The organism is Psychromonas algicola, from assembly GCF_004378355.1.
Taxonomy (GTDB): Bacteria; Pseudomonadota; Gammaproteobacteria; order Enterobacterales; family Psychromonadaceae; genus Psychromonas.
This window is the reverse complement of record NZ_SNUB01000040.1, coordinates 1-25,765: the sequence shown is the minus strand read 5'-3', so window position 1 is coordinate 25,765 and position 25,765 is coordinate 1. Positions and strand designations below refer to the sequence as shown.

General features: G+C 36.6%; 30 protein-coding genes. 20 read left to right on the top strand and 10 right to left on the bottom strand.

What is annotated here, in order from left to right:
- Positions 1-265 precede the first annotated feature (265 nt).
- The 7 genes from E2R67_RS15095 to hemH all read left to right on the top strand — a co-directional run bounded on the left by E2R67_RS15095 (position 266) and on the right by hemH (position 5,157).
- Positions 266-574: a DUF406 family protein gene (locus E2R67_RS15095; RefSeq protein WP_134291776.1), complete on the top strand. Its 309-nt coding sequence runs from the start codon at positions 266-268 to the stop codon at positions 572-574.
- A 215-nt stretch (positions 575-789) separates the two neighbouring features.
- Entirely contained in the window at positions 790-2,127 is a 1,338-nt protein-coding gene (locus E2R67_RS15090; RefSeq protein ID WP_134291775.1) for a DEAD/DEAH box helicase, read from the top strand.
- A 204-nt stretch (positions 2,128-2,331) separates the two neighbouring features.
- Positions 2,332-2,601: a DUF3081 domain-containing protein gene (locus E2R67_RS15085; RefSeq protein ID WP_134291774.1), complete on the top strand. Its 270-nt coding sequence runs from the start codon at positions 2,332-2,334 to the stop codon at positions 2,599-2,601.
- 200 nt (positions 2,602-2,801) lie between these two features.
- The gene (locus tag E2R67_RS16905) at positions 2,802-3,011 is read left to right on the top strand and encodes an SNARE-associated domain-containing protein (protein WP_243837037.1); all 210 of its coding nucleotides are present in this window, start codon (positions 2,802-2,804) and stop codon (positions 3,009-3,011) included.
- Between the two features lie 5 nt (positions 3,012-3,016).
- Complete coding sequence (locus E2R67_RS16900; protein WP_243837036.1) at positions 3,017-3,238, top strand: DedA family protein; 222 nt, start codon at positions 3,017-3,019, stop codon at positions 3,236-3,238.
- A gap of 18 nt (positions 3,239-3,256) precedes the next feature.
- A complete protein-coding gene (gene ubiG / locus E2R67_RS15075; RefSeq protein ID WP_134291773.1) occupies positions 3,257-4,018 on the top strand; it encodes a bifunctional 2-polyprenyl-6-hydroxyphenol methylase/3-demethylubiquinol 3-O-methyltransferase UbiG in 762 nt (253 codons plus the stop codon).
- A 116-nt stretch (positions 4,019-4,134) separates the two neighbouring features.
- On the top strand, positions 4,135-5,157 hold the full coding sequence (hemH, locus tag E2R67_RS15070) for a ferrochelatase (RefSeq protein ID WP_134291772.1): 1,023 nt from the start codon (positions 4,135-4,137) through the stop codon (positions 5,155-5,157).
- A gap of 92 nt (positions 5,158-5,249) precedes the next feature.
- Here hemH and E2R67_RS15065 read toward each other — a convergent pair whose 3' ends face one another.
- The 6 genes from E2R67_RS15065 to E2R67_RS15040 form a co-directional block, all read right to left on the bottom strand.
- Positions 5,250-5,744, bottom strand: a complete 495-nt coding sequence (locus E2R67_RS15065; RefSeq protein ID WP_134291771.1) for a CreA family protein — start codon at positions 5,742-5,744, stop codon at positions 5,250-5,252.
- Between the two features lie 9 nt (positions 5,745-5,753).
- Complete coding sequence (locus tag E2R67_RS15060; protein WP_134291770.1) at positions 5,754-6,530, bottom strand: Zn-ribbon-containing protein; 777 nt, start codon at positions 6,528-6,530, stop codon at positions 5,754-5,756.
- Between the two features lie 2 nt (positions 6,531-6,532).
- Positions 6,533-6,865, bottom strand: a complete 333-nt coding sequence (locus E2R67_RS15055; RefSeq protein ID WP_134291769.1) for a hypothetical protein — start codon at positions 6,863-6,865, stop codon at positions 6,533-6,535.
- 11 nt (positions 6,866-6,876) lie between these two features.
- Complete coding sequence (locus E2R67_RS15050) at positions 6,877-7,194, bottom strand: DUF3301 domain-containing protein (protein WP_243837035.1); 318 nt, start codon at positions 7,192-7,194, stop codon at positions 6,877-6,879.
- A gap of 12 nt (positions 7,195-7,206) precedes the next feature.
- The gene (locus tag E2R67_RS15045; protein WP_134291768.1) at positions 7,207-8,253 is read right to left on the bottom strand and encodes a DUF3549 family protein; all 1,047 of its coding nucleotides are present in this window, start codon (positions 8,251-8,253) and stop codon (positions 7,207-7,209) included.
- 121 nt (positions 8,254-8,374) lie between these two features.
- Positions 8,375-8,692: a putative signal transducing protein gene (locus tag E2R67_RS15040; RefSeq protein ID WP_134291767.1), complete on the bottom strand. Its 318-nt coding sequence runs from the start codon at positions 8,690-8,692 to the stop codon at positions 8,375-8,377.
- 431 nt (positions 8,693-9,123) lie between these two features.
- Between E2R67_RS15040 and E2R67_RS15035 the strand changes: the two genes are divergently transcribed.
- A complete protein-coding gene (locus E2R67_RS15035; RefSeq protein WP_134291766.1) occupies positions 9,124-10,047 on the top strand; it encodes a polysaccharide lyase family 7 protein in 924 nt (307 codons plus the stop codon).
- A gap of 513 nt (positions 10,048-10,560) precedes the next feature.
- On the top strand, positions 10,561-10,779 hold the full coding sequence (locus tag E2R67_RS15030) for a hypothetical protein (protein WP_134291765.1): 219 nt from the start codon (positions 10,561-10,563) through the stop codon (positions 10,777-10,779).
- A gap of 325 nt (positions 10,780-11,104) precedes the next feature.
- Here E2R67_RS15030 and E2R67_RS15025 read toward each other — a convergent pair whose 3' ends face one another.
- Complete coding sequence (locus E2R67_RS15025) at positions 11,105-11,746, bottom strand: LysE family translocator (RefSeq protein ID WP_134291764.1); 642 nt, start codon at positions 11,744-11,746, stop codon at positions 11,105-11,107.
- Positions 11,747-12,064: 318 nt separating this feature from the next.
- Between E2R67_RS15025 and E2R67_RS15020 the strand changes: the two genes are divergently transcribed.
- Entirely contained in the window at positions 12,065-13,735 is a 1,671-nt protein-coding gene (locus tag E2R67_RS15020; protein WP_134291763.1) for a methyl-accepting chemotaxis protein, read from the top strand.
- 114 nt (positions 13,736-13,849) lie between these two features.
- On the opposite strand, the gene E2R67_RS15015 is transcribed toward E2R67_RS15020, so the two are convergent.
- Together E2R67_RS15015 and E2R67_RS15010 are read right to left on the bottom strand one after the other, a co-directional pair.
- Positions 13,850-14,068 (bottom strand): hypothetical protein, encoded by a 219-nt coding sequence (locus E2R67_RS15015; RefSeq protein ID WP_134291762.1) that lies wholly within the window; start codon positions 14,066-14,068, stop codon positions 13,850-13,852.
- Between the two features lie 5 nt (positions 14,069-14,073).
- Positions 14,074-14,400 (bottom strand): putative quinol monooxygenase, encoded by a 327-nt coding sequence (locus E2R67_RS15010; RefSeq protein WP_208379547.1) that lies wholly within the window; start codon positions 14,398-14,400, stop codon positions 14,074-14,076.
- Positions 14,401-14,707: 307 nt separating this feature from the next.
- On the opposite strand from E2R67_RS15010, the gene truC reads away from it, so the two are divergent.
- From truC to E2R67_RS14975, 7 genes are all read left to right on the top strand, one after another.
- Positions 14,708-15,508, top strand: coding sequence for a tRNA pseudouridine(65) synthase TruC (truC, locus tag E2R67_RS15005; RefSeq protein WP_134291777.1), 801 nt, complete (start codon positions 14,708-14,710; stop codon positions 15,506-15,508).
- 9 nt (positions 15,509-15,517) lie between these two features.
- Entirely contained in the window at positions 15,518-16,339 is an 822-nt protein-coding gene (locus tag E2R67_RS15000; protein WP_134291761.1) for a hypothetical protein, read from the top strand.
- A gap of 19 nt (positions 16,340-16,358) precedes the next feature.
- Positions 16,359-16,754: a hypothetical protein gene (locus E2R67_RS14995; protein ID WP_134291760.1), complete on the top strand. Its 396-nt coding sequence runs from the start codon at positions 16,359-16,361 to the stop codon at positions 16,752-16,754.
- A gap of 337 nt (positions 16,755-17,091) precedes the next feature.
- Positions 17,092-17,436: a hypothetical protein gene (locus tag E2R67_RS14990; protein ID WP_134291759.1), complete on the top strand. Its 345-nt coding sequence runs from the start codon at positions 17,092-17,094 to the stop codon at positions 17,434-17,436.
- A gap of 258 nt (positions 17,437-17,694) precedes the next feature.
- Complete coding sequence (locus E2R67_RS14985) at positions 17,695-19,155, top strand: sensor histidine kinase (RefSeq protein ID WP_134291758.1); 1,461 nt, start codon at positions 17,695-17,697, stop codon at positions 19,153-19,155.
- A 13-nt stretch (positions 19,156-19,168) separates the two neighbouring features.
- Entirely contained in the window at positions 19,169-19,723 is a 555-nt protein-coding gene (locus E2R67_RS14980; RefSeq protein ID WP_134291757.1) for a hypothetical protein, read from the top strand.
- Positions 19,724-19,742: 19 nt separating this feature from the next.
- Complete coding sequence (locus E2R67_RS14975; protein ID WP_134291756.1) at positions 19,743-21,125, top strand: sigma 54-interacting transcriptional regulator; 1,383 nt, start codon at positions 19,743-19,745, stop codon at positions 21,123-21,125.
- 59 nt (positions 21,126-21,184) lie between these two features.
- Here the strand turns inward: E2R67_RS14975 and E2R67_RS14970 are convergent, their stop codons facing one another.
- A complete protein-coding gene (locus tag E2R67_RS14970; RefSeq protein ID WP_134291755.1) occupies positions 21,185-21,664 on the bottom strand; it encodes a YcxB family protein in 480 nt (159 codons plus the stop codon).
- A gap of 179 nt (positions 21,665-21,843) precedes the next feature.
- Here E2R67_RS14970 and E2R67_RS14965 point away from each other — a divergent pair, with 179 nt between their 5' ends.
- The 3 genes from E2R67_RS14965 (at position 21,844) to E2R67_RS14955 (ending at position 25,579) form a co-directional block, all read left to right on the top strand.
- Positions 21,844-23,022, top strand: coding sequence for a cystathionine beta-lyase (locus tag E2R67_RS14965; RefSeq protein WP_134291754.1), 1,179 nt, complete (start codon positions 21,844-21,846; stop codon positions 23,020-23,022).
- A 1,291-nt stretch (positions 23,023-24,313) separates the two neighbouring features.
- Positions 24,314-24,781: a GNAT family N-acetyltransferase gene (locus E2R67_RS14960; RefSeq protein ID WP_134291753.1), complete on the top strand. Its 468-nt coding sequence runs from the start codon at positions 24,314-24,316 to the stop codon at positions 24,779-24,781.
- A 276-nt stretch (positions 24,782-25,057) separates the two neighbouring features.
- The gene (locus E2R67_RS14955; protein ID WP_134291752.1) at positions 25,058-25,579 is read left to right on the top strand and encodes a toll/interleukin-1 receptor domain-containing protein; all 522 of its coding nucleotides are present in this window, start codon (positions 25,058-25,060) and stop codon (positions 25,577-25,579) included.
- Positions 25,580-25,765 lie beyond the last annotated feature (186 nt).

The following is a 25,765-nucleotide window of genomic DNA, read 5'->3' as shown; positions in this document are numbered from 1 at the left end:
GCTTCGAGTGAGTGGAAATCGTAATCTAAAGGCATAAAAAAATCCGATGTTGAGTGAACATCGGATTCTGATCCCATTCGGGTAAAAATCAACTAATTTTTCTTAACTGATCGGCATTAGAATTCTATTTCGTCTTTTCTATTGCTTTTAGTTTTGTATGATTTAAATCATTAAAAAGCGAAAGGACGAGTATTACCCTTCGCTTTTTTTATCCAAAGCGCGATACAATCATCACTATTGTATAAGCAAATATTCGAGGTAAATAATGTCTCAAGAAATTAAAAACACAACACAGGAAGCTGATGTTTGTGAAGCGTGTGGAACCATCGTAGAGTTAGGTAGTGTTATTGCTGAAGATGATACTGTGCTGGTATTACCATTTACTGGTCCTGATAAACCGAGTGTTGAAGCATTAGCGGATAAATATATTACAGCCGCTAAAAATCGTTTTGAAACGGTAGAAGTTAGCGTTGCCTTTGAAGAAGTGAATAATGCAATTGAAAGTAAAGTTTCTTTAAAGTTTGAATGCACTGCTGAAAAGCTTATTTTTGAAATGGGAATGAGCGCAATCTAAAGCAAAGTGGTGAGCATCCATTTATAAAGGAATAGCATTTGCTGTTCCTTTTCTTTTAAATCGGTCTTAAATGGCCATTATTTCGAATAATTCAGCACTTTTTTGACTACTATTAAAAACTTCATTTCTCGTTTTTCTGCTTAATCGTTATACTATCCAGCTATATTATTATTTATATCGTTATTGTTACGATTTTGACCCTATTGGAGCATACATTGCTAATTAAAGATTTACCCATTGATCAGCGTTTGATCACCTCAGTTTCTCATTTAGGTTTTACTGAAACAACACAAATTCAAGCACAAGCAGTTCCGATTGCTGTCTCTGGGAAAGATCTTCTTGCATCCTCTAAAACAGGCTCGGGTAAAACATTGGCTTACCTTTTACCTGCAATGCAACGTGTATTAAAAACGCGCGCATTAACGCGTCGTGATCCAAGAGTACTTATTTTGACTCCAACTCGAGAGTTAGCCAAACAAGTTTACGCTCAGTTGCGTTTATTGGTGTCTAATACCAGTATTAAATCTATTTTAGTATTAGGCGGTGAAAACTTTAACGACCAAGTTAAAGCAATTGATAAACATCCTCATTTTATTGTTGGTACACCTGGCCGTATCGTAGATCACCTTAAAAAAGGACTATTACATTTACCTGGTTTAGAATTGCTTATTTTAGATGAAGCGGATCGTATGCTTGATTTAGGTTTTGCTGAGCAATTAACAGCTATTAATGAAGCGGCTAACCATCGTTTACGTCAAACATTAATGTTCTCTGCAACATTGGGGCATGGTGAAGTAAACGAATTTGCAGGGCACTTACTTAAGTCACCTGTGCGTATTGCCGTTGGTGAAGAAAATCAACAGCATAGTGAAATCACACAGCGTTTTTACCTTGCTGATAATTTAAATCAAAAAGAAAAATTGCTATTTCACTTTTTGAAAGAAGAAAAGATTAATCAAGCGATTATCTTCACTGCAACTCGCGCTGATACCGAACGCTTAAGTGCGATTCTAGTTGAAAAAGGGATGTCTGCAGTTGCTTTGCATGGTGATTTAACGCAATCGAATCGTAATAAAATCATGGATTCATTTTCACGCGGTAAAGATAAAATCTTAGTCACGACTGATATTGCTTCTCGTGGTTTAGATTTGATCCACGTAAGTCATGTATTTAACTTCGATATTCCAAAACATACTGAAGAATATATTCATCGTATTGGCCGAACAGGCCGTGCTGGTGAGTTAGGTGATGCGATCTCTATTATTGGCCCTAAAGATTGGGATAACTTCAAAAAAGTTGAGAGCTTTGTTGCACAGTCGATCAACTTTGACAAAGTAGAAGGCATCAACCCTAAATTTAAAGGGTTAAAACCTGTTCAGAAGAAAGTGTTTAAAGCGAAGAAAACTGTCGAAGTGAAGAAAAAATCTGCACCTAAAAAAGCAAGAGTCAGCAGTAAAAAACAAGAACATGTTTTCCATGAATCAGTGGATGTTGGTGCTGCACCAATGCGTCGTAAAAAAAGAAGCATTGTGATTGATAATGACGAAGATTAACACTTAGCAATTCTGCCTAAAACGCCTCTACCAATATTATTTGCTAGGGGCGTTTTTGTTTGTGCTTCTTTTTCACCTCTTATCTTTATAGATAAAGCTACATATTCATAATAAAGGCAGTAATGATCTTTTCCCCACCTATTTCGTATACATGTATATAAATCATGGATTCATTGCTCCGTTAATAAAATTAAAGGTATTACTATGAGTATTAACAAGATTAAAAAATTGAATCTATTGCAGGTATTTGATTTGGTAACAACACATGGCCATAAGTCTAACGGTAGTTACGAATTATCTGGTATTCGCGCTTCACATGACTTTGATGGATATACTTGTTGGTTAGCCTATAAAGATTTAACTGTCACTTTATTGTTTCATGGCGCCGTTGATTTTGAATACCAAGAGCCCGAGTCATTAGATATCTTTTTCAAAAAAATAAGTAACTTATTAGATAAAAAAGCAGAGTTATAAATAAGTCTATTTATTAACGCAAACCTGAAACCGTTAAGCTAATAAGATCATGAATAAGGAAGCGGAGTGGAAGCATTTCTTTTATTACTAAAACAATATGGCATGGTTGTTTATCTTATTTTATTTGCTTATTGCACACTTAAAAGTGGTTCGCTGGCTATGCTGCCTATAGTGGTGCGTTAGATCTTTATTTAGTCGCCTTGGTAACTTTTGCTGGAGGTTATTTAGGGGACGAATTACGTTTCTATTTAGCAAGAAAGTATGGTGAAAGTTGGTTAAATAAAGCGACTAAATTTGGCCGCTTATTCAGAAAAGCTCGTGCTTTGGCTGAACGTTACGGCATTGTTTATATCTTTATTTATCGTATCCAAAAGGTTTACGTACTATCGGTGCTTTTCCTATTGGTTTAACAAGTATGAAATGGAGAACCTTTACTCTATTAAATGCATGCTCTGCTTTATTATGGGTGGTTGTTTTAGTGGGGAGTGGGTATGTTTTTGGTGCAAGTTTCGACGCTTTTGGTATGAGTAATCTCACTGCAATTAGCGTATTAATGCTGTGTCTATTTTTCATTAGCTTTTACCCATTATGGCGAAGCGAAAAAGAATCGGCTAAACAGACTTTTAATGAAAAGTAACAATAAAGGATTGATGATATGAGTAAGTCAGCAAAAAATACAATTGATCAATCTGAAGTGGCAAAATTTGAAGCTATGGCCAGTGAGTGGTGGAATAAAAAAGGTAAATTCAAGCCTTTGCATATGCTTAATCCAACACGCCTTAGTTATATTATTGAACAAATTACTGATACTTTTCAGCGAGACACAACCAATCTACAACCTTTAAAAGGCTTACGTCTCCTTGATATTGGTTGTGGTGGCGGTTTATTAAGTGAACCTATGACACGACTCGGCGCAAAAGTTGTTGGGGCTGATGCCGCTGTTGGCAATATTTCCGTTGCTCGACTACATGCAAGGCAGTCTGGGCTAGATATTGATTATCGCCACACTACAGCGGAAACCTTGGTTGAACAAGGTGAGCTTTTTGATGTTATTTTAAATATGGAAGTGATCGAGCATGTGGCGGATCCTCAAACATTAATTGATAGTTGTGAGGCGTTATTAAAGCCGGGTGGTTTGATGATTTGTTCGACTATTAATCGCAATTCAAAAAGTTATCTGTTTGCCATCATCGGCGCTGAAAGAGTGATGCGTTGGTTACCTGTGGGAACACATGTTTGGCAAAAATTTATAAAACCCGATGAACTTACTCAAATAATCAAAAATTCAGGTTTAGAGAATAAAGATAAAAAAGGGTTTTGTTTTAACCCTTTAATGTGGAAGTGGTCTGTTTCTTCTGAGGACCTTTCCGTTAATTACGTGGTCGCTAGTACAAAAAAGGCGGTTGTTTTAGAATGAAAGTCCTAGCTTGATTATCGTTTATCATCACGGTTCATGGTAAATTAGCTTATTCAATGATCCTAATTTATTCATAATTGTTTAGTTTATATTAACTCGCTCAAAAGGAGCTTTGTGTGTCACGTTTTTCAGGTATTACAGATAACCCTCACGAAGGACGTTTTCATCAGAAAACGGGGATTTTATTAACTAACTTAGGTAGCCCTGACGCACCAACAACAAAGTCTGTGCGCATTTACCTGAGTGAGTTTTTATCTGATAGACGTATTGTTGAAATACCTCGTTTAATTTGGATGATCATCTTACATGGTATAATTTTAAGATTACGTCCTAAACGTTCTGCTAAATTATATAAAAGCATTTGGACCGAGCAAGGCTCTCCGCTAACTCATATTACTCGATTGCAGCGTGACAAATTAAGCGAAGCGTTAAAGCTGCAAGGTTATGACAAAACAGAAGTAGTGATGGCGATGCGCTACGGTAATCCTTCTATTGAAGCTGGGTTAGAAGCATTACGTGAGAAAGGCTTTACTCGTATCGTAGTGTTACCGCTATACCCACAATATTCTAGCCCAACAACAGGCTCTACCTTTGATGCCGTTGCCAAAGTATTAAGTAAATGGCGTTGGGTGCCTGAATTACATTTTATAAATGGTTACCATAAAAATGAAACTTATATAGAAGCACTAGCGAACAGTGTAAGTGAAGACTTACAAAATAATGGTGAGCCACAAAAAATAGTGTTCTCATACCATGGTATGCCTAAACAATTTTTAGATAATGGCGATCCGTATCATTGCTTGTGTTTACAAACAACACGTTTAGTCGTTGAAAAATTGGGCTTAGATAAAGATAAAGTGATTTCAACTTTTCAAAGCCGTTTCGGCAAAGCTGAATGGTTAAAACCTTATACCGACGAAACACTGAAAGGTTTCCCTGAGCAAGGTATTAAAGATATCGCTATTATCAGCCCAGCTTTTAGTGCGGATTGCTTAGAAACACTAGAAGAGATTGAAGGTGAAAACAGGGAGATATTCGAGCAAGCGGGGGGAGAGAAGTACCGTTATATCGCAGCGCTTAATGAGCGAGATGATCATATTAATGCGTTAGTTGAAGTGTTGAAGCCTAATTTAAGTTAAATATTGTGCTATTCAAAAATGATAAAAAATCCTCGATGGATAAGTGTTCATCGAGGATTTTTTATTTGTGTGATTTATCTAAACTCAAAGGTTTATTCAGTTAGGCTAGCTACTTCTTGATAAGCTTTAGTTCCCCATAATGGAACCGTTGAAAGGCTATGTTTAAAACTACCTGTTATTTCCTTGGTTGAATATGAAATATACATAAGCGTTTGATTGTCGGCATCGTAAACACGTCTAATTTTCATTGTTTTAAAGAAGATGCTTTTTGATTTCTCAAATACAACTTCGCCAGATTTACTTTTATCAATCTGCGCAATCATACTCGGAGTGATTTCACCTGTTTGTCTACATGCAATAGAACTATCACTAGGGTCAGAAAAACTAAGGTCAGCTTCAATAGAAGCAACATGACAAGTTACACCTGTGACAATAGGATCTTTTAAAATATTTAATTTGATATCTTGCGTGGTAAATAAACCTAAGCTGATATCTCCCACTTCATCTTCTGAAAAATTCTTAAGTACAAATATGCTGATCACAAAGATAAGTATAAAAATACCTATCCATTTTATTTTTTTTAACATTTTTAATTCCTATTTTTTGAAGTCCCAAGAAAGGTTGGAAACTAATTGGCATTGGTCGCATTTAAAATCGAATATATCAAATAGTGGTTGTGCTAATCGCCATTCTCCTCCACAACTTGGACAAGGACGGTTTTGTTCTTCTTGCAATGATTTACCAGCAACGCGATACAAATAATAATAAGTAGGGACCTTGGTGATAAACTGAATGCGTTTACATAAATTACTGCCACGGTGGAAAAACTTACTGGTTACATCGCCTAATTCCTTAAGCGCGGCACTAGAAACGGCTGAGCCGTTCATTTGTAATTCATCTAAGTTTACCCATTCTTCTTGCCATTTTATTGCGCTCTTACGATCGCCATTGCTAATTTCTTCCGGTGTGCGATAAAGCGGAATAGGCGCTAATGTTTCGCCACAACGAATGGGTGAGCAAGTGTCTAAAAAAGTGGTATAAAGAATTTGCCAGCTTGGAGTGAAATTGGTCGCACATTGTTGAGAATTAAGGTCTTCTGCAATGGTTTTAATTTTAGGTGCCAATAAGCCTGCTTCAGTTAAACCATTTAAAGCGTGTGTTACTTGTGGGCTATTAAAACGATTACTTAAGCTATGCTCTTCTGGACAAACTAATCGGGTCGTAAAAATAGCGCCTTGCATAGCGATAGGGAACTCCCGCCCTAATATTTGGCCATTATAACGCAGCATATCCAGATAATTGTTAATAGCACGTTCAACGCTCGCATATTGCGTATCTTGATAACATTCAAAGCTTAATTCTTTTATAAACACTTTTATTCTTCTGCTGTAATTTTAATTTGTGACTGTAAGATTTTGATCTGAGATTTTAGATTGTTGATTTCATCTTTTAATGGCGCAATCGCCTGTTCAATTTTATTTGTAATCAAACTATCAATGCTGTTTTCATTTTTATCTCGTACCGCGCCTGTTAATGAAGGTTCAGTAGGAACTTCAATCTGCTTGTTGGGATCGGCTTGCCATAGTTTTAAACCTTGAATAATCGCAGGCAATGGGGTGTTTTTTGGTAAGCGAGCTTTAATGCTAGCTGTATTGGGGGTTTTACCTTCTTTCGCTAATTGCTGTGCGACTAATATAATACGATCCATAAACTGACCTTTTAAAAAGAATCTTGATCATCAACAAGACGATAAGCAGGTAATTGAAAGCGCGGTTTAACTAATCCATTTAAGAATAAAGTGCCTTGATAATGATTAGTTCCATCGCTACTAAATTCAAATACAAAGCTCGACTGTAAAAAATCTGGGCCAAGTTTAAAGTTAAAGCGAGATCGGGCAACAGACAATACTTGTAACTCTAAGTTTTTACAGTGTTGTTCTATCATTGATTTAGCCAGTTCAGATTGTTGGCGTAATTTCCAAAGCGTTGTGCCAAGTAGCACCATGCCAAGAATAAAAAACAAATCCCACATTATCATGTTAACTTTTCCTTAAGTATTTTCTTTGAGCCCTGAAAATAGTAACCCAATAGCTTCTGAAAGAGCTGGCGAACGAGCCGTTAAGCGTAATTGTTTTAATACTTTATCTCTTAATGCTGGGATTGCTACTAAATCAGCAAAGAGTTGTGGAAATAAAGTTAAATGATTATTAGCCAGCGCTTCAAAATAACGATTAAGTAATGTTTCATCTTCTAATTGTGTCCAACAACGACCTGCAACAGCAACATACCAGTCTGCATTTTTTGCTAAGTTAGAAGCAAGTTGTTCGGATAATAATTGCTTTGTGATCCCTTGTGCATTGGCGCTTGAAATAGATCTCAATAATAATGTCGCTGTTACCTCTTGGCCTAGTTGAAGACGCTTAGTCGCTTGTTGAGCAATTTTTTCTGCTAACGCAGTCCCTATGTCTGATTGGTTTTCAAGACACAAAGCCAAGGTCTGTAAAGGTTGCTCTGGTAAATAGTCTAGCGCATCAATAATTTTTTGTTGGTTATTATCATGGTTCAAGCGAGCAGCTAAATCTGCAAAACCTTGAAACCCTAATGTTTGCCATTCGTCCCAGTCATCTGAACTAGAAAAGTATGTTTGAATGTCTGGATAAAAAGATGAAGGAGGACGAATAAAACTACTGTTAATGTCGGCGTTAAAAATAGCTAACTTTTCTGTACTTGGTTTAAATACAAAAGGATTGCTTGCTAATCTTTCTTGTAATTTATCGCTGACTTCACCGGTTAAGTCTTCACCCATCGCTTCAACTACCATTCGAATAAAGCTAGTTTGCGCGGTTATTTTCATTAAACCTTGTTCATCTAAAGGCATTTTTAGAAACCAAACAAAATGTTCTTTTTGCGTGGCTACTTGCCAGAATGTTAAAGCAATATAAGCATGTTGTTGGATAGGAAAGGGATAAGCTGCTTGGTTACTTGCGATCCTTTGAAATTCGCTATTATTAATTTTTTGAACAAGTCGTCCTAAATCGTATACGCGATATTGACATTGGGCTTGCTCTAGAAAATCGGTCAGGGTATTCATGTTCATGAAAGAATATCTTAGTCGTTAATGGTGTGGCGATTATATACGTGTTCCTCGGTGCGACCAAGGAACCACAAAAAATCAATTAAAATACGTGCTATCGGTGGGATTATTCAAGTTGATGAAGTTAACTTACTTTTTTAGTTTTCTCAGATTGGCAGTTCCAGCATAAATCAAATGCGGCTGGATTTTCTTCAGAACATTGTTGGCAAACCCAATCAGATTTATTAACGCTATTTTGCGATAAGCTAACAATTTCTAAAGCTCGAGGTAAGTCTTCGTCATCAAAAATCCATAATTCTGGCCAAGAATCAAAAACTGAAACTTCTCCCATTGCACCCTGTGAGAATTCGTTTTTAATAAAAGTATTAATACCTTCCGCCTCAATTAGGTTTTTTGTATTGTTTACTAAAAACGAACTTTCATTGCTATAAACCATTTTCATTATTAAATACTCAGAATTCATTGTTAATTGTATAAAAAAATAGGTTAAATTAATAACCTGAGTCGCCTCTTATTTTCTGCATTGTTAGCCAATGTGATGTCATGTTAACAACATAAAATTAAACTTTGATTAACAATACCAAGGTAACGATGAGGAAAAGTCGTTAACCATTAAGACAATATCAAATCTAATTACTTAATCAATAAGTTAACTAACTATTTTTTAATATAAATTCATTATTTTAAAAAGAATTGAAGGTGATGTGTAGCAGTCTTTTTTTACCGTTTGTTAAATGACTGTTAATTAAGCAGTTAGTTCAATTAGTAAAATTAACTGCGTCTTTAGGGGACTTTAATAAAGCGATAAACTTTACCAATCAAGGAAGTGAAGTATAATTGCAAGCACACATATTATATTTAAAAGGGTTTTACATGGAAAAATTAATCTCGGTTAATGCTGTATTTGCAAGAATGACTGCAGGAGTAGTGGGGGCATTGTTATTAAGCACTAGTGCTTTTGCTGCGGATCCTGTTGCACCGTCGACTAAGTTTGATTTATTAGGTTGGACGTTAAGTGTACCGGTTGATGAAGATGGCAATGGAAAAGCTGATCAAATTAAAGAAAAACAATTAAACTCTGGCTATGTTTCTGCTGAATTCTTTTACTTAAATGAAGATGATGGAATTGTGTTTAAAGCTCCAATTGTTGGTGCAAAAACATCAAAAAACACTTCTTATACTCGCTCTGAGTTACGTGGCATGATACGTCGTGGCGATACAAGTCATAGCACAAAAGGTGTAACTGGCAATAACTGGGTATTCTCTACTGCGCCTGCTGCAGATAAAGCCGCTGCAGGTGGTGTTGATGGCACCATGGATGCGACACTTGCTGTTAATCACGTAACAACCACTGGTAAAGATTACCAAGTTGGTCGTGTTGTTATTGGTCAAATTCATGCAAATCATAACGAACCTGTTCGTATTTATTACCGTAAACTTCCTGGAAATAGCAAAGGCTCAATTTACTATGCTCATGAGCCAGTTAAAAACAAAGAAGTTTGGGTGGAAATGATTGGTAGTAAAAGCAATAGCGCTAGTGATCCTTCTGACGGTATCGCGTTAAATGAAAAATTTAGTTACCGCATTAATGTTGAAGGTAATACATTAACAGTTTCTATTATGCGTCCGGGCAAACCAGATGTCGTTCGCTCTACAGATATGAGTAAAAGTGGTTATGATCAAGGTGGTAAGTACATGTACTTCAAAGCAGGCGTTTATAACCAAAATAAATCAGGTAAAGCCGATGACTATGTACAAGCGACTTTTTATGATTTAGCGGTAAGCTACAATAAATAGTTCATTAACAAATTGTAACCAATTGTAACGCTGTAGTTAGCGACCTATTTGTTATAACTTCCTTGAAGCCCCATGGCATAAGAGTTGGGGCTTTTTTTTGCCTTTTTTTTAATGTTTTCAACCCTCAGTTTTATTCATTAGCCTTTTTGCCGTCTATACTTCTATTTTCAATTAAGTAATCTATACGCATGAGTTTTATAGGCTTTATTCACATGCGCTCAACGAGCGTTTATCAATTGATTTTATATTATGTAAATTTCGGTTATCAATACGCTTTTTATTCTTCGGAATAACCTTTTGCATATGATAATTTAGGTGCTTTATGAAAAAATAATCGCTGTGTCAAGGTTAACTAATTCACAGTAATATAGTGTTTCTCATTTCGTTAAAACCTCGTTATACGACAATAAAGAAACTTATATTTATAATGCAGCGATTCGTGCTAGTAAAATACAACAAACGGTAGGTGGAATAGGGATTGTTTTTGAGAGTGAACCTGAATTTTTAGCCATATTGAATGACACCTTACCGAAAAATGAACAAGGTAAGGTACAAGAAGGATGTTTTGCTTTGTTTGTTGAGCGTACGGGAAAAATTATAGCGTCTACAGAGTTATCGTCATATTGTACAGGGCAAACATTAATCCTTGAACCTCACTTTTTTGAAATTGAAGCAGGTAAAAAATACGCTCAAAATTACACATTTGAACTAGTTAACCTCAATTCTGAATAAGCAAATCTATACAGCACCGTTATTTTCACGCATTTCAGCGTTAAATCATCTCCCAATAGCCAGCTATTGCTTCGATAATTTGCCTTGAACTACACAAAACTAACAGTACTGTATCGTATAAGCTTTTAACGTTTTGATATTAAAAGAATTTACGATTCCATTATCCAGAACTGAGGTTAGTCAATTATATCTTAGGCGTGGCTGCATCATCGGGATATCGAGAATATAAAACCACGAAAGATTATGAGAACGATGTTCTCGCGTTTGTGTTTATCCCTGTTTAAAGTTGTCATTATAAACGGTCATTAATTGCGAAATAGACCGTTTAGCCGTTACTTGTTGCTGCTACTTTTAAACCGAAAGCAATTAATACACTGCCAATGACTCTTTCAATACTTACTCTATATTGGTTAAACATTTTTAATAAAGGTGGGTGAGTCATAAAAATTGCAACAGCACTAAACCATATTAAATGAGCGAGCGAAATAATGGCTCCGTAGAGGATTTGTAAAAGAAGAGGTGTTTCTGGGTTAACAACCTGTGTGAAAATACTGAGAAAGAATATGGTTGTTTTAGGGTTTAATGCATTGGTGATAATACCTGCTTTAAATGCTGTAAAATTAGAAAGCGATTGTTTTGCTCCATCGTCATTGATTTCAATCTCTTTTTTAGATTGAAATGTTTTCCAACCCATATAAATTAGATAAGCAGCGCCTAAATATTTAATAATAGAAAATAGAAAAACCGAGTTAGAAATAATCACTGCTAAGCCAGCAATAGAGTAAGCAACATGTATCCAAATCGCTAAACTAATTCCTAAGGCTGAATATAAGCCTGCTTTTCGATTATGAAAAATACTGTTTTTCGTCACCATTACAAAATCAGCTCCAGGACTAATTGACATAAAAAAAGCAATCACAGTCACTGATATTATTTCAGGTAAATAAGCTATTAAATTTATTTCCATGTGTACCTCTGGTTTTTACTGGGATTCTAATGAAATAATGCTCTTATCAAATTCTATTATAAATAACTTCAATCAAGATCGCATCTAAAAAAATGGGGGTGATATTGAGCTTATTTTTTTACTTCTGTTTATATTAAATTTTTTGTGTGGCATTTTTTAATATTTGTTTATTCTAGTTGTTTGTTTATTTGTGACTCATAACTGTTATTTTTTTAAAATCCATTAGCTGAAAGTATCCTTATCGTCTAACCTTTTAATTGTTAAGTAGTATTTTTTATAAATAATGATGTGGTTTTGGCCACATAGCGGAGTTTTTATATGTTACGTTCCTTAAAAGTTCAAATATACCTTTTGGTTTTTATTCCTTTTATTGTTATTGCTGGAATTGGTCTATATAGCCAAATCAACAGTACGGGAGAATTAAAAGTTAAAGTGGGGGATGTCACTCGAGTTAATACCTTAGAAATCGAGAAAAAACGTTTAGTGAGTATTATGGATAGTGCCAACTCAATTATTCAGCCTTATGTGGCTAAGCCTGGAACAAGTGGTTTAAATGATGCGTTAGCATTATTAAACACACTCCGTTACGACGGTGGTACAGGTTATATATTTACCTATGACCTTAAAGGGATACGTTTGCAAAGTGGCTCAAATAAAGGCATCGGTAAAAATTTTTGGGAAAGTAAAGATAAAAAAGGTAATTTTATTGTTCAGAATATTATTGCCGCAGGTAAAAAGGGAGCTGGGTTTACGACTTACTATTTCATTAAACCTGGTGATGAAGAGCCTTCGCCAAAATATTCATATTCTATTTTAGTACCAAAATGGAATATCATTATTTCAACTGGTTTTTATATCGATGATGTAGATAAAGCGCTTGAGTCTATTGATATGGAAGTCGTCAAGGTCGTTGATAGTGCGGTTTCTGGATCTATTATGTTGTTTATTATTGCATTCATTATCGTTGCTTTTGTTGTATTTATAGCAATTAATCGTTTATACCGTCCGTTAAACGATTTAAGCGCTTCGGTTAAGGGCTTGGCTTCGGGAGAAGGTGACTTAACTGCGCAATTACCTTCGAGCCATATCTCATTACTTAACCAAATTGCCACTGACTTTAATGCTTTTATCAGCTCCATGGCTACAGATATACGTGGTTTGAAAACGACAAGTGGCGAGTTAAACCATATTGCTGAGTTATCTAATGAACAGCAGGCTCGCTTAGAAACATTATCTAACGATCAAAAACATCAAACCGTTCAAGTTGCAACGGCGATTGATGAGATGTCCTCATCATCAAATGAAATAGCCAATACCGCCGAGCAAACGCGTGAATCAGCAAGTGCGGTAGAAAAAGAAATGCAAGATGTACTGAAACAAGTACAAGTATCAAATGAACAAATTGAAAGTTTAAATAACCTCATGTCTGGAGTAGAGAGCTCGATAACAGAATTAGGTGACAATGTTAATTTGATAAGCTCAGTATTAAGCGTCATTGAAGGTTTGTCAGAACAAACTAACTTACTGGCGTTGAATGCCGCCATTGAAGCTGCACGAGCAGGTGAGCAAGGTCGAGGTTTTGCAGTAGTAGCCGATGAAGTTCGTAGCCTTGCAAAACGCAGCCAAGATAGTACGATTGAAATTAAAGAAATCTTAGAGAAACTGCAATCGAGTGCAGAAAGAACGGTGCAAGATATGTCTCGTTCAGACCAGCAGCGTGCAGTAGTAACAGAAGCAATGGGACGTATTCGTGAAATTGTGAGTAATAGTAACGATGCCATCCAGCAGCTATCTGAAATGAATGTTCAAGTCTCTACAGCAGCAAGTGAACAATCAACGGTATCTGCTGAAATTGCTGAGCGTATTAACGGCATCGCATCGTTGGCTGATGATATTGGTAATAGCTCAACGGAAGCAAGAGAGCAGTTTGTCAGTCTTGAGAAACAATCTAAATTGATTGCAGATATGACAGATAAATTTACTGTGTAGTTGTCATAAAGTCATTTAATTGGATAGTAAAGCGGGTGGTTTAATCACCCGTTTTTTTATTTTAGTATTTTTTGCGATATTAATAGAGCGGCCTTTTTAAAAAAACACTGCCACTTATAATTCTTTGTCGTAATAAAACCAAGCGGCAATGGCCAAAAATATGTCTATCAACATAAAGAATGCAATGGTAATAAAAAATCCCAAATAACTATCCGTTAGGAAAAATGCAAAAATACAACTAATTCCAAGCATCCAAGGGAAACGATGCCGTAAATAAGTTTCACCTTTAAAGCGCTGGTGGCGGTAAAGTAGTAAACCCAAAAATTTATGCATTGTTATTAATCATTCTCCAAATGAGCTAATTTTAATACAGTCGCAGGTGAGGCTCTGAAAGAAGGGCTGTTCGCATTAGCCTCTATCATATGTGTTGTTTTCTCATGTAAATCTAGGTGCCTTTGAGATTCCCAGCATTCAATTAAAACAAATTTTACATCACTGCCTGCTACTCGGCTTAATTCATATTGTAAACAACCTTCCTCTTCGAGTACGAGTGGTCTGATTTTATCGTAAAGATCTATTTGCTGTTGTGCTTGATCTGGTTTCACTTCAATAAGAACAACTAACTTCACACCATTACCAATCTCAATACTTATTTCATTATTCATTCATAGTGCTCCATTAATTAATATCATTATTGTTTTATTAAAAAGATGAGTTAATAAATCAATTTAAAGGCTTTTATTGAGTAAGTAAAACAAATCGCTAAATGAGTGGGGTGATATTTAAAATGAATATCATCTTTTGAACTGAATGTTGCAGCAATTATTGTTATATTAACCCCTTAAATATCTTATTTGATATTATTAATCTTCACAAAATAGATAGAGCAGCATGACGCAACCAACCACAGAACTAAATGAACCAAATATTGATGGATTTGATCACCTGGATAATCTCGACAACTTAGAAGGCATGCTTGCCACTGTTGCTGAGCAACAAGATATTGTTGTTGAAAGTAGTACGCCTGAATTAACGATTTTATACCAAGATGACTACGTGGTTGCTATCGATAAACCCTCTGGATTATTAGTGCATCGTAGTTGGTTAGATACCAATGCCACTGAGTTTGCCGTGCAAAAATTACGCGATCAAATTGGGCAACACGTTTATCCAGTACATCGTTTAGATAGACCCACTTCAGGTGTTTTACTCTTTGTTTTAGATAAAGACAGCGCACGCCATTTAATGCAGCAGTTTATCGACCATACTACTGAAAAACGTTATCTTGCTGTAGTAAGGGGACATATTGACCAAGGGATTTTGGATTATCCTTTAAAGTATCAATACGACAAAATTGCAGATAAAAAAGCCGATCAAATTAAACCTGCACAGGATGCAATAACCGAATATCGTTGTCTAGCAAAAACCGAAGTGCCGATAGCCGTCGGGCCCTATCAAGCTTCTCGTTATTCATTAGTGGAGTTGGTACCTAAAACAGGTCGTAAACATCAACTACGTCGTCATATGAAGCATTTACGCCATCCTATTGTGGGTGATACTTCTCATGGTGATGGCAAACACAATACAATGTTTAGAGAACACTTTGCTATTCATCGTTTATTGTTACATGCTGAGTACCTAAGCTTTATCCATCCAAAAACTGAGCAAAGAATCGAAGTCCACGCCCCATTAAGCGGTGACTTTTTACGTGTTTTGTCGGATATACAATTGTCTGATATAGAGGCACAAAATAATAACTCACTTCAAAAGTAGAGAATAATTATGTTTAGCACTTTTAATAAAGTTTTATTAGGTTTAGTTTTGATTATAGCGGTGGCATATTTTTTACAAAGCCGCGCTAATTCGCCTGAAGCTTGTGCCAATATTGAAGGTCTGTGGGATGCTTCTGAGCAAGTTTGTAAAACACCGACGGATAAAGTGGTTTTTCAATCTTTATCAAAACCTAATCCCGTGTCGATTATTTCTCCTGAAACACAAATGGCAGTGGTATTAAACAAAGCAGAGCAAGTGGATGACACCATTTATTTTCGTGGTCAAAATGCAATGCTAGCTAAAGGTGATAAAGAGGCAGGAATACAGGGCGAGATCATCTATCTCAACATGTCCCAATTCACCTTGTTGGATGATAATTTTAAAGGCTTAACTTATTTCGCCGCACCCTATATCGTCAATACTAAAAATAACGAGATTAATGCATACGCTGGACTTTTTTCCTATGACTTTAAGACTGACCAAGCGACCCATTTAAGCTCTGCATTTTTAGGGAATGATATTCGTGAAACTGAACTGACTTTAATACAAAAAAGTGTGGTGAAACAAAACGTATTTGTACAAGAAGGATTAATTAAGTTCACCTTTAAAAGCCATGGTAGCAATCAAACCCGCACCGACTATCCTAATCAAGCTAATGAAGTGTTATTGCAATTAGTGGCTTTAGATCCAAACAATAATAGCAAGGCATCATTTAGAAGTATTATGCGAATGCATCCAAGCTGGGACGTTAATCATGATGGCATTAATGATTGTGAAGAAACTGCTAGTTGCGATCCAAGCTTCGATTACTCTCAACCCAAAGCCAATTAATCAATGCTAAGCGGAAATCATGAATACAGCACTCGCCATACTCGCTGATACTTATACTCCGCTATTAGCTATCCTTTGCGGCTTCGTTCTGAAGCCTCTATTTACCTTAAAGCGACTATTTTCCTTTATCGTTGCTTTTTCATACGTCATCTTGTTTGCATTTATTGAAATATATTTTGGCTGGTGGCTGGCTATGGATGCAAATTTCAGCTCCCATACAGCCATTGTGATGGTGATGATCTTTGCTCTGTTACAGACTCAACTCAATATTGGAATACTCGCCTTAGCGAGTGTTTTCGCCTATGGCTACCTGATGACAGTGCTAGATTATCATTCTTGGTTTGATATTTTAACGACCATGCTAGTTTGCCTACCTTGTTGGTTGTTTTTTGCTTATTTAAATAAAAATAAATAATTATTTATTTTCTTTTTCACCTCGTTTTACTTCTCTTTTATTGCATTTTTGAACGTAATTCTAGTTCATTAAACTCATTGTTAAAATAAGTGTCTCCATTTGAAGACTATTTAAGTTATTGATTTTTAATGGTTATGAGATTGCTGCTTGATAGTTGTCTGTATATTGCGACATTTGCTTGAGTGAAATACGCTTTAAAAACCGTTTTTTATCTTTAAGTTGTTGAATTTGTTGGCTATTAATTTTCTGGCACACTTATCGCAATACTAGGCTTGTCGTTATCGAAATAACGTATTTTCTAAATCATTTAAATTAAATATTAAAACGGAGTTCTACCATGAAAAAATCACTTATTATCGCATCTGTATTCGCTGCTACTGCATTCACAGCTTCAATCTTTGTTTCAGCTGAAGAAGGTGAATCAACAGAAAAAGCGCTAACAACTGATAATGTTGTTGTATTAGAAGAAGCAGCGGTAGAAACAGCAGCGATTGAAGGTATCCTTCCAGAAGCAATCGAAGCAAGCTTCCAATCAATGGATGCAAACCAAGATGGCGTTATCAGCATTGAAGAAGCTGAAATGAATGATATGTTATTAGATGCATTCATCGAGCTTGATCTAGATAAAACAGCTGATTTATCTAAAGAAGAATACAGCAAATTTGCTGCACTAACTAAATAGTTAGTTAAGTAAAATTGTATACTTGGTTCGGATTAAGCTGTTTTGTGATCGTTTGTTATTAAGCTTAAAAACAGTGGCTCGATAAAATTTCACCCGGTTTTATTGAGCAATCTGAACCAAGTAGACATTTGCTAGGCAATAAATAAAAACATAGCCCGAGCAATTAACACAACTAGCAATACATCATAATTTTTTGCACAATGAGATCATTCCTATAAACCTTCGGGTTTTGTTTCGCAATGAGATAACACATTTATAATGTATGTACCCCTTAGACGTATCCCACTAAAGTACTTAGTACTTGTCGGTTTTTTAATTTCTCTTATTCCACTCGGCATTTTTGTTTGGCAAAGTACGGCTATCCAAAAAAACGTAAACTTGTCATGGCAAAAGCTAACAGATCATTCCATTGAATCTGTGCGTATCGCCGTTGAACTTGAAAGCATCCTCGTTGAAATTGAACGCTCAACAAAGCAGTCACTGATATTACAAAGTAAAGCGATCACCTTATTAGCGAACGATAATATTCGCCGTTATCAAGATAAAATTGCACAATTCGCCGCTATTTCCCCAGTGCAACTAAATCAACTCTCAGAGCAGCAAAAACACAATATTGAAAAATTAAAACAAGCCTATGCAGGCATTAATGAATCAACACTAAATAAATTATTACAATCGCTCAGCGCGAATCAATCTGTCATTATGGGTGAGCTCTGGAAATCTATTGATGCCGCGAAAGAAAAGCAAATAGCATTAGGCCAAAGTAAACAAAAGCAAGTGATGGTTGCCTTATTGTGGGTTTCCTTTCTAACGTTTTTGTTATTGATTGTATTAAGCTCACAAGTCACTACGCCAGTGAATTTCCTTAAAAATAAAATCAGTCAATTAGGTAAAGAAAAAGTCGATCTGGTTGATCAAGAGTCAACGAGCCAAGCGTTAATCGTAAAGGATGTTATTTTTAACGGGCCCAAAGAATTGCTGGCAATTAATGTGCAACTTGATCGTTTGGCGGCACGTTTAACTAAGTTAGAAATGTTACGTCAGTCTTTCTTGCGTCATGCTTCCCATGAATTTAAAACACCTTTAGCCAGCATTATGGAAAGCTGTGCCATTTTAAAAGATGAAATTTCAGGCCCACTAACTAACACGCAAACCGAAGTGGTTGGTATTTTGGAAGATTGCACGCAAAACCTTAAACATTTAACAGAACAGCTGCTGGACTATAACTATCTTTTACAGCGCTCTAACCCAAGTATTTCAGCGCAGAATATAAAGCAACTTATAAATCAGTCCCGCTCTCGTTATGAACAGTTTTTTCTTAAACGAAAACAAAGCGTTGAAATTGAATGTCAGCTAACCACATTACACACTGATGCAAAATTATTTACCCGAATTATCGATAACCTGTTAAGTAATGCGCAAGCCTATGGTTTTGAACAAGGTCGCGTTTTAGTCACGCTTGCTGAAGAAGCGAATACAGTTCAACTGGTTGTTGCGAACACCGGACCCAAAGTACCAGAAGATCAACAAAGCAATATTTTAGAACCTTTCGGCCGCAGTGATGTCCCAAGGTATGATTCATTGCCAGGAACGGGTCTTGGACTTTCAATCGTAAGAGATTGCGTTCACCTACTGGATGGAACGGTAGAATTTGTTGTTATTCCTGATTTTGATTTTGCGATTAAAATTATTTTACCGCTACCTAATACCAAGGTTTAGTTAAAGGCTTCTTGTGAGAATATTATTTTTTGTTTTATCGGCTTTTCTTTTATCTGCTTGCAGCCAGCAAGGGTTTACCTCTGTCTTTAATAGCTTAACGGGTAATTTTTCTGAATCTTCATTAAAAGATGAATGTGAGGTATTTCCCTATGATAATTCTGATAGTGCTTGTAATTTATATGGCTGGCAAACCTTTGCTTATCAATCTTTAGCACATACTAAAGCAGAGCATCAACAGGCATTAACGGCATTAGGTGAGTTGAATGGCGATACTTATAAACGTCTTATCTTATTAAGTCAGCATCACGAAACCGTTAACGTGCGATTAAAAGCGACGGATACGCTATTTGCCATTGCCAAGGCGAATGACAATAGCTTCGGCCATTTCTTTTATATTCTAGCAACGCATAATAAACAGGATCTTGTTAATAAAAAGAATGCGATCTATTTGAACGCTAAGTTAAAAAAACAAACCCAAACCAGTGCCAAATTAAAAGCAGAGTTAATCAGTGCCCAAGCTAAGATTGAAGCCATTATGGATATTGAGAAAACCCTCAATACTAATTAGGAATCTATAAATAAGCCCTATGAAAATATCACCATCGCTAGAGCAAACTGCCATCGCTGAACCTATCTTAATTGTTGATGATGATGCGAGTTTATTAAAATTACTCAGCATTCGCTTAAAGAGCGAAGGTTATGATGTAACAACGGCGACTGATGTGGATACTGCTATTCATTTGATCACCGATCGTAAATTTTCAGTGCTATTAAGCGACTTACGCATGCCGGGGAAAGATGGATTATATCTGCTTGATTACGTTACATTAAATCAACCTTCTTTACCTGTTATTCTGATTACTGCTCACGGCTCTATTGATGAAGCTGTTGTCGCAACAGAAAAGGGCGCTTTAGGTTTTATTACCAAACCCATTGACCATGGCAAACTAAGGGAAGCACTCGCTAATGCGATTGCACAATCTTCCTCGCATGTTTCAACGAGTTGGTCTCAGGATATTATTTTCAAAAGTTCAGTGATGCAAAAGCTAATTGACCAAGCTGGTTTAATTGCACGCCGTGACGTCAGCATTTTGATCACAGGGGCAAGTGGAACCGGTAAAGAGGTATTAGCCAAGAGTATTCATAAAGCCAGTGACCGACGAGACAAACCTTTTATCGCCTTAAACTGTGGTGCATTGCCAGAGCATTTACTTGAATCTGAATTATTTGGTCATAAAAAAGGTGCATTTTCTGGTGCTATTAGTGACCACATGGGCTTATTCCGCGCCGCAGAAGGTGGCACTTTATTTTTAGATGAAATTGGTGATATGCCCGTTTCACTGCAAGTAAAATTATTACGCGTATTACAAGAAAAAGCATTGCGGCCTGTTGGTAGCACGCAAACAATTGAAACCAATGTGCGAGTCATTTCAGCCACGCATAAAGACATTAAACAAGCGATGGAAGAGGGCGAATTCCGCGAAGATTTATATTACCGAATTTGCGTGGTTAACTTACGCTTACCTAGTTTGAATGAAAGACAAGAAGATGTGCCAGTCCTCGCGCGTCACTTATTAAACTTAAGTGCTGAAAAACATGGCGTGCAAGTTACTCGTTTTTCAGAAGAAGCCATGCAAAAGCTCTGTCAAACCCAGTGGCCGGGGAATATACGCCAACTAGTCAACGTCATTGAGCAATGTGTCGCATTAACGCAATCGCCTGTCATTGGATTGTCATTGGTGAATCAAGCACTTATTCATAACAGTGATTATTTCTTAAGCTTAACCGATGCCAAAGAAGCCTTTGAACGTAACTATATTGCAAGAGTGCTAAAGATGACTGATGGGATCGTGTCTAAAGCCGCCGAATTGTCTGGGAGAAATAGAACCGACTTTTATAAACTGATTAAAAAGCACCAATTGAATGTTGATGATTATAAATTAGTGGCGAAGGAAACGACCAAGCAATAAAAAAAGCCAATCTGAGATTGGCTTATGTTAATAGAGCAGATTGTTGCAATGCTAAGCTGTTATCTTTTGGCTGTTAACTGCTTATGAATATAATCCTGTAACTCTTGGTTTAAACAGCTTTTACTTAAATATTGTTGTCCACCTTGATGCAACTCCAACATATAACCCACTTCATTTTCATGAAAGCTTTTAATTGATTCCCAAGCTAACTGAAAGTTAATGTAAACGCTTTTGTTTTCAATGCCATGTTTATCAAAAATCAGCGTGATTTTATTGCCTGCATTTTTGCTTATCATTTGGCGCGCTAACCACCAAGCTCGACGATACTTAAAGCTTGCATATTCTAATGCGGCTAAACCAAAAAAGAACCACGCTAATAAACCGTTCACAGTACTGACAAATAAAAATAATAAACCAGTGATTATCGCCACAGCCATAAAAAGGTAACGTGGTTTTTGTGGGCCTTTTAACAACATGGATTGATCAAAGCATTCTCCATAATGTTCGCGATCTAAAGTGAAATGAGTTTCAAAATGCATGTTAAGCCTATTTAGCGAATTAAAAGACGCAGATTATACCTGTTATCTAACAAAAGTCATTGCGGCTTAATCTGTATTAAATCGCTCTATCTTATGACTATTTTGTCGCTGTTCATCTTTTATTGAAGTGTTAATATGTATGCATTAAGTATGTTCTTCAAGCAGAGTGGATAATTCAAATGAAAAAAGAAACGCAGATTGTAAGTTTAGGTCGTGATAAAAAATGGACTAACGGAGTGATTAACCCGCCAGTGGTTCGTGCTTCTACAATGACATTTGAAACTATGGAAGATATGCGTTTTGCTTCTAAAAATAAAGCCAACGGTGAATTGTTTTATGGCCGTCGTGGTGGCCCAACTCATTTTGCATTCCAAGCGGCGATTGCCGAATTAGAAGGTGGCGTTGGTACGGCGTTATATCCATCAGGCTCTGCTGCAATCAGTAACTCATTAATGTCATTCTTAAAAGCGGGTGACCACCTATTAATGGTAGACAGTGCTTATGAACCAACTCGCGCGTTATGTGACAGTTTACTGGCAGGATTTGGTATAGAAACTACTTACTACGATCCAATGATCGGCGCTGATATCAAATACTTAATCAAAGACAACACTAAAGTCTTATTCTTAGAATCACCGGGCTCAGTCACCATGGAAGTACAAGATGTGCCAGCGCTGTGTGAAGCAGCACATGAACGCGGTCTTGTGGTGATGCTTGATAATACATGGGCGTCGCCAATTAACTCTCGTCCATTTGATATGGGTGTTGATATTTCCATTCAAGCGGCAACTAAATACATAGTTGGGCATTCCGATGTGATGATGGGTACCGCCACATCAAACGAAGCTCATTGGGAGCAACTACGTGAAAACAGTTACCTAATGGGACAATGTACATCACCAGACGATGTGTATCTAGCAAGCCGCGGTTTACGTACATTAGGCGTAAGAATGGCACAGCATGAGAAGAATGCTCTGCAAGTGGCTAACTGGTTAGCAACACGTCCAGAAGTGGATCACCTTCGTCATCCTGCCTTTGAATCTTGCCCCGGACACGAATTCTTTAAACGCGATTTCAGCGCATCAAATGGTTTATTCTCGTTTGTGTTAAAAGAAGGCAATCTAAAATCAGTGACTGCCTTAGTTGAAAATATGCATCATTTTAAAATGGGCTTTTCATGGGGCGGTTACGAGAGTTTGATTTTAGGTGTGTTTGGTTTGGATAAAATCAGAACGGTAACAGAATGGGATAGCAGCAAGCCATTAATTCGTTTGCATATTGGATTAGAGAGCCCAGAGGATTTAATTGCAGATCTGGAAGCTGGGTTTGAGCGATTTAATGCAGTGTTATGGAAGTAGTTTTACTACTTTTAATCTTATTTTTTAGATTCGTTTTGAAGGAGCCGTTTGGCTCCTTTTTTGTTTTTAGGCTGTTTGCTTTTAGATTAGCTCGTCTGCGCTCGTCGGGTCTGTTTGATTGTTATCTACAGTGTTTTCGCCCTGTCGGCGACACTACTTTTTCTTATCAGAAGAATAAAGTAGGCAAAAAGACTGACTCCGAATCGCTTTCTTAATCCAACCAATAAAGGACTTTCTAACCGCACCAGTTCATACGGCACGTCCATGTGCCGGATTAACTTACAGCAAACGTCCTGTTTGCTGTTGCTGAAAGTCCTTCACTGTTTGGGAAAGCTCAACGGAGGCTAAGTCGTAGCCGCATTGAGTATCGTCTTATATATTAATTATTGTATTTTTATTGTTGTGTATCAGGGATGTGGCTTTTAAGCCACTTTCGGTCACCAAGATCAAAAGCGGTAGGATGAATCCTACATCCCAAATTCATTGTAACTTCTTTAAATGTTGTTCATGTATTCATTTTTATCTAGTTCCCATAGTGCCTGTGGGAATTCATATTAATTTAATTTTTTTTAAAAATAATTTTATTCTGCTGTTAATTAGCTCGTCTGCGCTCGTCCAGTCAGTTTGATTGTTATTTGCAGTGTTTTCGCCCTGTCGGCGACTTTACTTTCTCTCTGCCAGCAGAGAAAGTAAGCAAAGAGACTGGCTCCGAGTCGCTTTCTGATCCAAACAATAAAGGACTTTCTAAACGCACCAGTTCATACGGCACGTCCATGTGCCGGATGAACTTACAGCAAACGTCCTGTTTGCTGTTGCTGAAAGTCCTTCACTGTTTGGGAAAGCTCAACGGAGGCTAAGTCGTAGCCGCATTGAGCATTGGTTATGTATTTATTATCGTGTCCTTAGGGACGTGGCTTTTAAGCCACCTTCGGTTTTCAAGAACAAAAGTGGTAAGGTAAACTCAATATCCAAAGTCATGTTTTGTGTGGAAAGTGAGCATTAAAGTGCTCGTTTTCTACATGAGCGCACTTCTAATTAATTGATTTATAGTCGTTAATTTTTTATGTGCTGCGTCATACTCAGCATAAAAGCGCTGAATATGACGCAGTGCTTAGTTTCTACAAAGCGAGTATCTTCTCAAAAAGCATAAAAAAATGACTTATTTATTTGTACGGTTTTGACAGGTTGCGATTTAATTATTATTGTTTTACAGTTTTTTATATTTTATAAATCGTTACTATCGCGAATTATGGATAGTATATTGTTATACGTAAGAAGGACTCTATATCTCATGAAATACAAGATTATTGAAAAATATCAATCAGGAGAAATTGCCAAATTGGCTGTATGTCTAACCAATGAAATTATTGAACGTACAGGAATACAGCATTTTGATGTTGATGTGCCTCTAGCAATAAGCTTGTGTGAAAATTATGTCTCAAATGGTATCTATCATGTGATGGCTGCGTTTGATAAAGATCAGATTATTGGTTTTGGCGCAATCTGTGAAAGTTACTCTCTTTATGCAGAAGGTGCTTTTGGCATAATTCAAGAGTTTTATGTAATGCCAGAATATAGATCAAAGGAAGTAGGTAAATCACTCATTCAAGAAATTGTGAATTTTGCAAAAGATAAAAGTTGGAAGCGTTTAGAGTTATGTACGCCGCCAGTACCAAAGTTTGACCGCACTGTAGAGTTTTATCAGTCTAATGGTTTCGAGATTACAGGTGGTTATAAAATGAAATATGCAATCGTATAACAAAGCCAAGCAAATCGGACAGCCTTTCCGCTGCGCTTTTTGTGCAGGCTTCGCCTTTGTCGCACAAAAATCACAACAAAAAGTCTGCCGTTGTTGGCGGCGTTGAGGACGTAGAATAACTCTTTTTTGAGGTTTTAGACTCAATTCATGGGTTCCAAATGCATTAACTAGTGTATTTAAATCGCTTAGAATTCATTACAGGAACTCACTTTATAATCATTTTTCGCTGTAGGAGTAATTTTACAGCCTCGTTAGCAGTTATCAAATGGAGGCGAGATGGCAATATCAATTAATGAATTAAGAATAGCTTCTCGTCGGACTCAACGAACAGTGGTTGCAAACTCCCTGTTTGAGGCGAAGTCGAAGAATAAGCAAACAGCTTTCCTCTGTCATAGTCATAAAGATAATGATCTAGCTGAAGGGCTACAGACTTTATTAGCTGAAGATGGTTGGGATGTTTATATTGATTGGCAAGATAATGAAATGCCAGAAACTCCTAATAAAGTAACAGCAAGTAATATTCAGAGTAAAATTTCCGAAACTGATTGGTTTTTGTTTTTAGCAACACCTAATTTTACAAACTCAAAATGGTGTCCATGGGAAGTTGGTTATGCTGATGCCAAAAAGGCACATGAAAAAATTATAATTATACCGACTACAGACCAAAGCGGAAACTGGTATGGTAATGAGTACCTTCAACTTTACAAAAAACTAGATAGTGCATCATCTATAATAAAAAAATCGGGTTATGCCGTATTTAACGTTAAAGTAGTGGACATATATGGTCACTCTTTGTAAATCAAGTTCAAATTGATTTTTATTTATTATTTCACTGTCGATATTGTATAAAAAACTCGTCACCTTTCATTATTAAGGGATAACCTTTCTGGTTAAACTTGTTTTTTGTACTGTATCGTTTAATCGATAATTCACCTTTGCCTAAACTGCTTTTTACATGATTGAGATAACGGTTTCTTGACATAT

Excerpts from the sequence above, each read along its gene's own strand:
- E2R67_RS15095 (WP_134291776.1), top strand. The coding sequence starts at position 266 with ATGTCTCAAGAAATTAAAAACACAACACAGGAAGCTGATGTTTGTGAA.
- E2R67_RS15085 (WP_134291774.1), top strand. The coding sequence starts at position 2,332 with ATGAGTATTAACAAGATTAAAAAATTGAATCTATTGCAGGTATTTGAT.
- E2R67_RS16900 (WP_243837036.1), top strand. The coding sequence starts at position 3,017 with ATGAAATGGAGAACCTTTACTCTATTAAATGCATGCTCTGCTTTATTA.
- ubiG (WP_134291773.1), top strand. The coding sequence starts at position 3,257 with ATGAGTAAGTCAGCAAAAAATACAATTGATCAATCTGAAGTGGCAAAA.
- E2R67_RS15065 (WP_134291771.1), bottom strand. The coding sequence starts at position 5,744 with ATGTTAAAAAAAATAAAATGGATAGGTATTTTTATACTTATCTTTGTG.
- E2R67_RS15055 (WP_134291769.1), bottom strand. The coding sequence starts at position 6,865 with ATGGATCGTATTATATTAGTCGCACAGCAATTAGCGAAAGAAGGTAAA.
- E2R67_RS15050 (WP_243837035.1), bottom strand. The coding sequence starts at position 7,194 with ATGATAATGTGGGATTTGTTTTTTATTCTTGGCATGGTGCTACTTGGC.
- E2R67_RS15045 (WP_134291768.1), bottom strand. The coding sequence starts at position 8,253 with ATGAACATGAATACCCTGACCGATTTTCTAGAGCAAGCCCAATGTCAA.
- E2R67_RS15040 (WP_134291767.1), bottom strand. The coding sequence starts at position 8,692 with ATGAAAATGGTTTATAGCAATGAAAGTTCGTTTTTAGTAAACAATACA.
- E2R67_RS15035 (WP_134291766.1), top strand. The coding sequence starts at position 9,124 with ATGGAAAAATTAATCTCGGTTAATGCTGTATTTGCAAGAATGACTGCA.
- E2R67_RS15025 (WP_134291764.1), bottom strand. The coding sequence starts at position 11,746 with ATGGAAATAAATTTAATAGCTTATTTACCTGAAATAATATCAGTGACT.
- E2R67_RS15020 (WP_134291763.1), top strand. The coding sequence starts at position 12,065 with ATGTTACGTTCCTTAAAAGTTCAAATATACCTTTTGGTTTTTATTCCT.
- E2R67_RS15015 (WP_134291762.1), bottom strand. The coding sequence starts at position 14,068 with ATGCATAAATTTTTGGGTTTACTACTTTACCGCCACCAGCGCTTTAAA.
- E2R67_RS15010 (WP_208379547.1), bottom strand. The coding sequence starts at position 14,400 with ATGAATAATGAAATAAGTATTGAGATTGGTAATGGTGTGAAGTTAGTT.
- truC (WP_134291777.1), top strand. The coding sequence starts at position 14,708 with ATGCTTGCCACTGTTGCTGAGCAACAAGATATTGTTGTTGAAAGTAGT.
- E2R67_RS15000 (WP_134291761.1), top strand. The coding sequence starts at position 15,518 with ATGTTTAGCACTTTTAATAAAGTTTTATTAGGTTTAGTTTTGATTATA.
- E2R67_RS14995 (WP_134291760.1), top strand. The coding sequence starts at position 16,359 with ATGAATACAGCACTCGCCATACTCGCTGATACTTATACTCCGCTATTA.
- E2R67_RS14990 (WP_134291759.1), top strand. The coding sequence starts at position 17,092 with ATGAAAAAATCACTTATTATCGCATCTGTATTCGCTGCTACTGCATTC.
- E2R67_RS14985 (WP_134291758.1), top strand. The coding sequence starts at position 17,695 with ATGTATGTACCCCTTAGACGTATCCCACTAAAGTACTTAGTACTTGTC.
- E2R67_RS14975 (WP_134291756.1), top strand. The coding sequence starts at position 19,743 with ATGAAAATATCACCATCGCTAGAGCAAACTGCCATCGCTGAACCTATC.
- E2R67_RS14970 (WP_134291755.1), bottom strand. The coding sequence starts at position 21,664 with ATGCATTTTGAAACTCATTTCACTTTAGATCGCGAACATTATGGAGAA.
- E2R67_RS14965 (WP_134291754.1), top strand. The coding sequence starts at position 21,844 with ATGAAAAAAGAAACGCAGATTGTAAGTTTAGGTCGTGATAAAAAATGG.
- E2R67_RS14960 (WP_134291753.1), top strand. The coding sequence starts at position 24,314 with ATGAAATACAAGATTATTGAAAAATATCAATCAGGAGAAATTGCCAAA.
- E2R67_RS14955 (WP_134291752.1), top strand. The coding sequence starts at position 25,058 with ATGGCAATATCAATTAATGAATTAAGAATAGCTTCTCGTCGGACTCAA.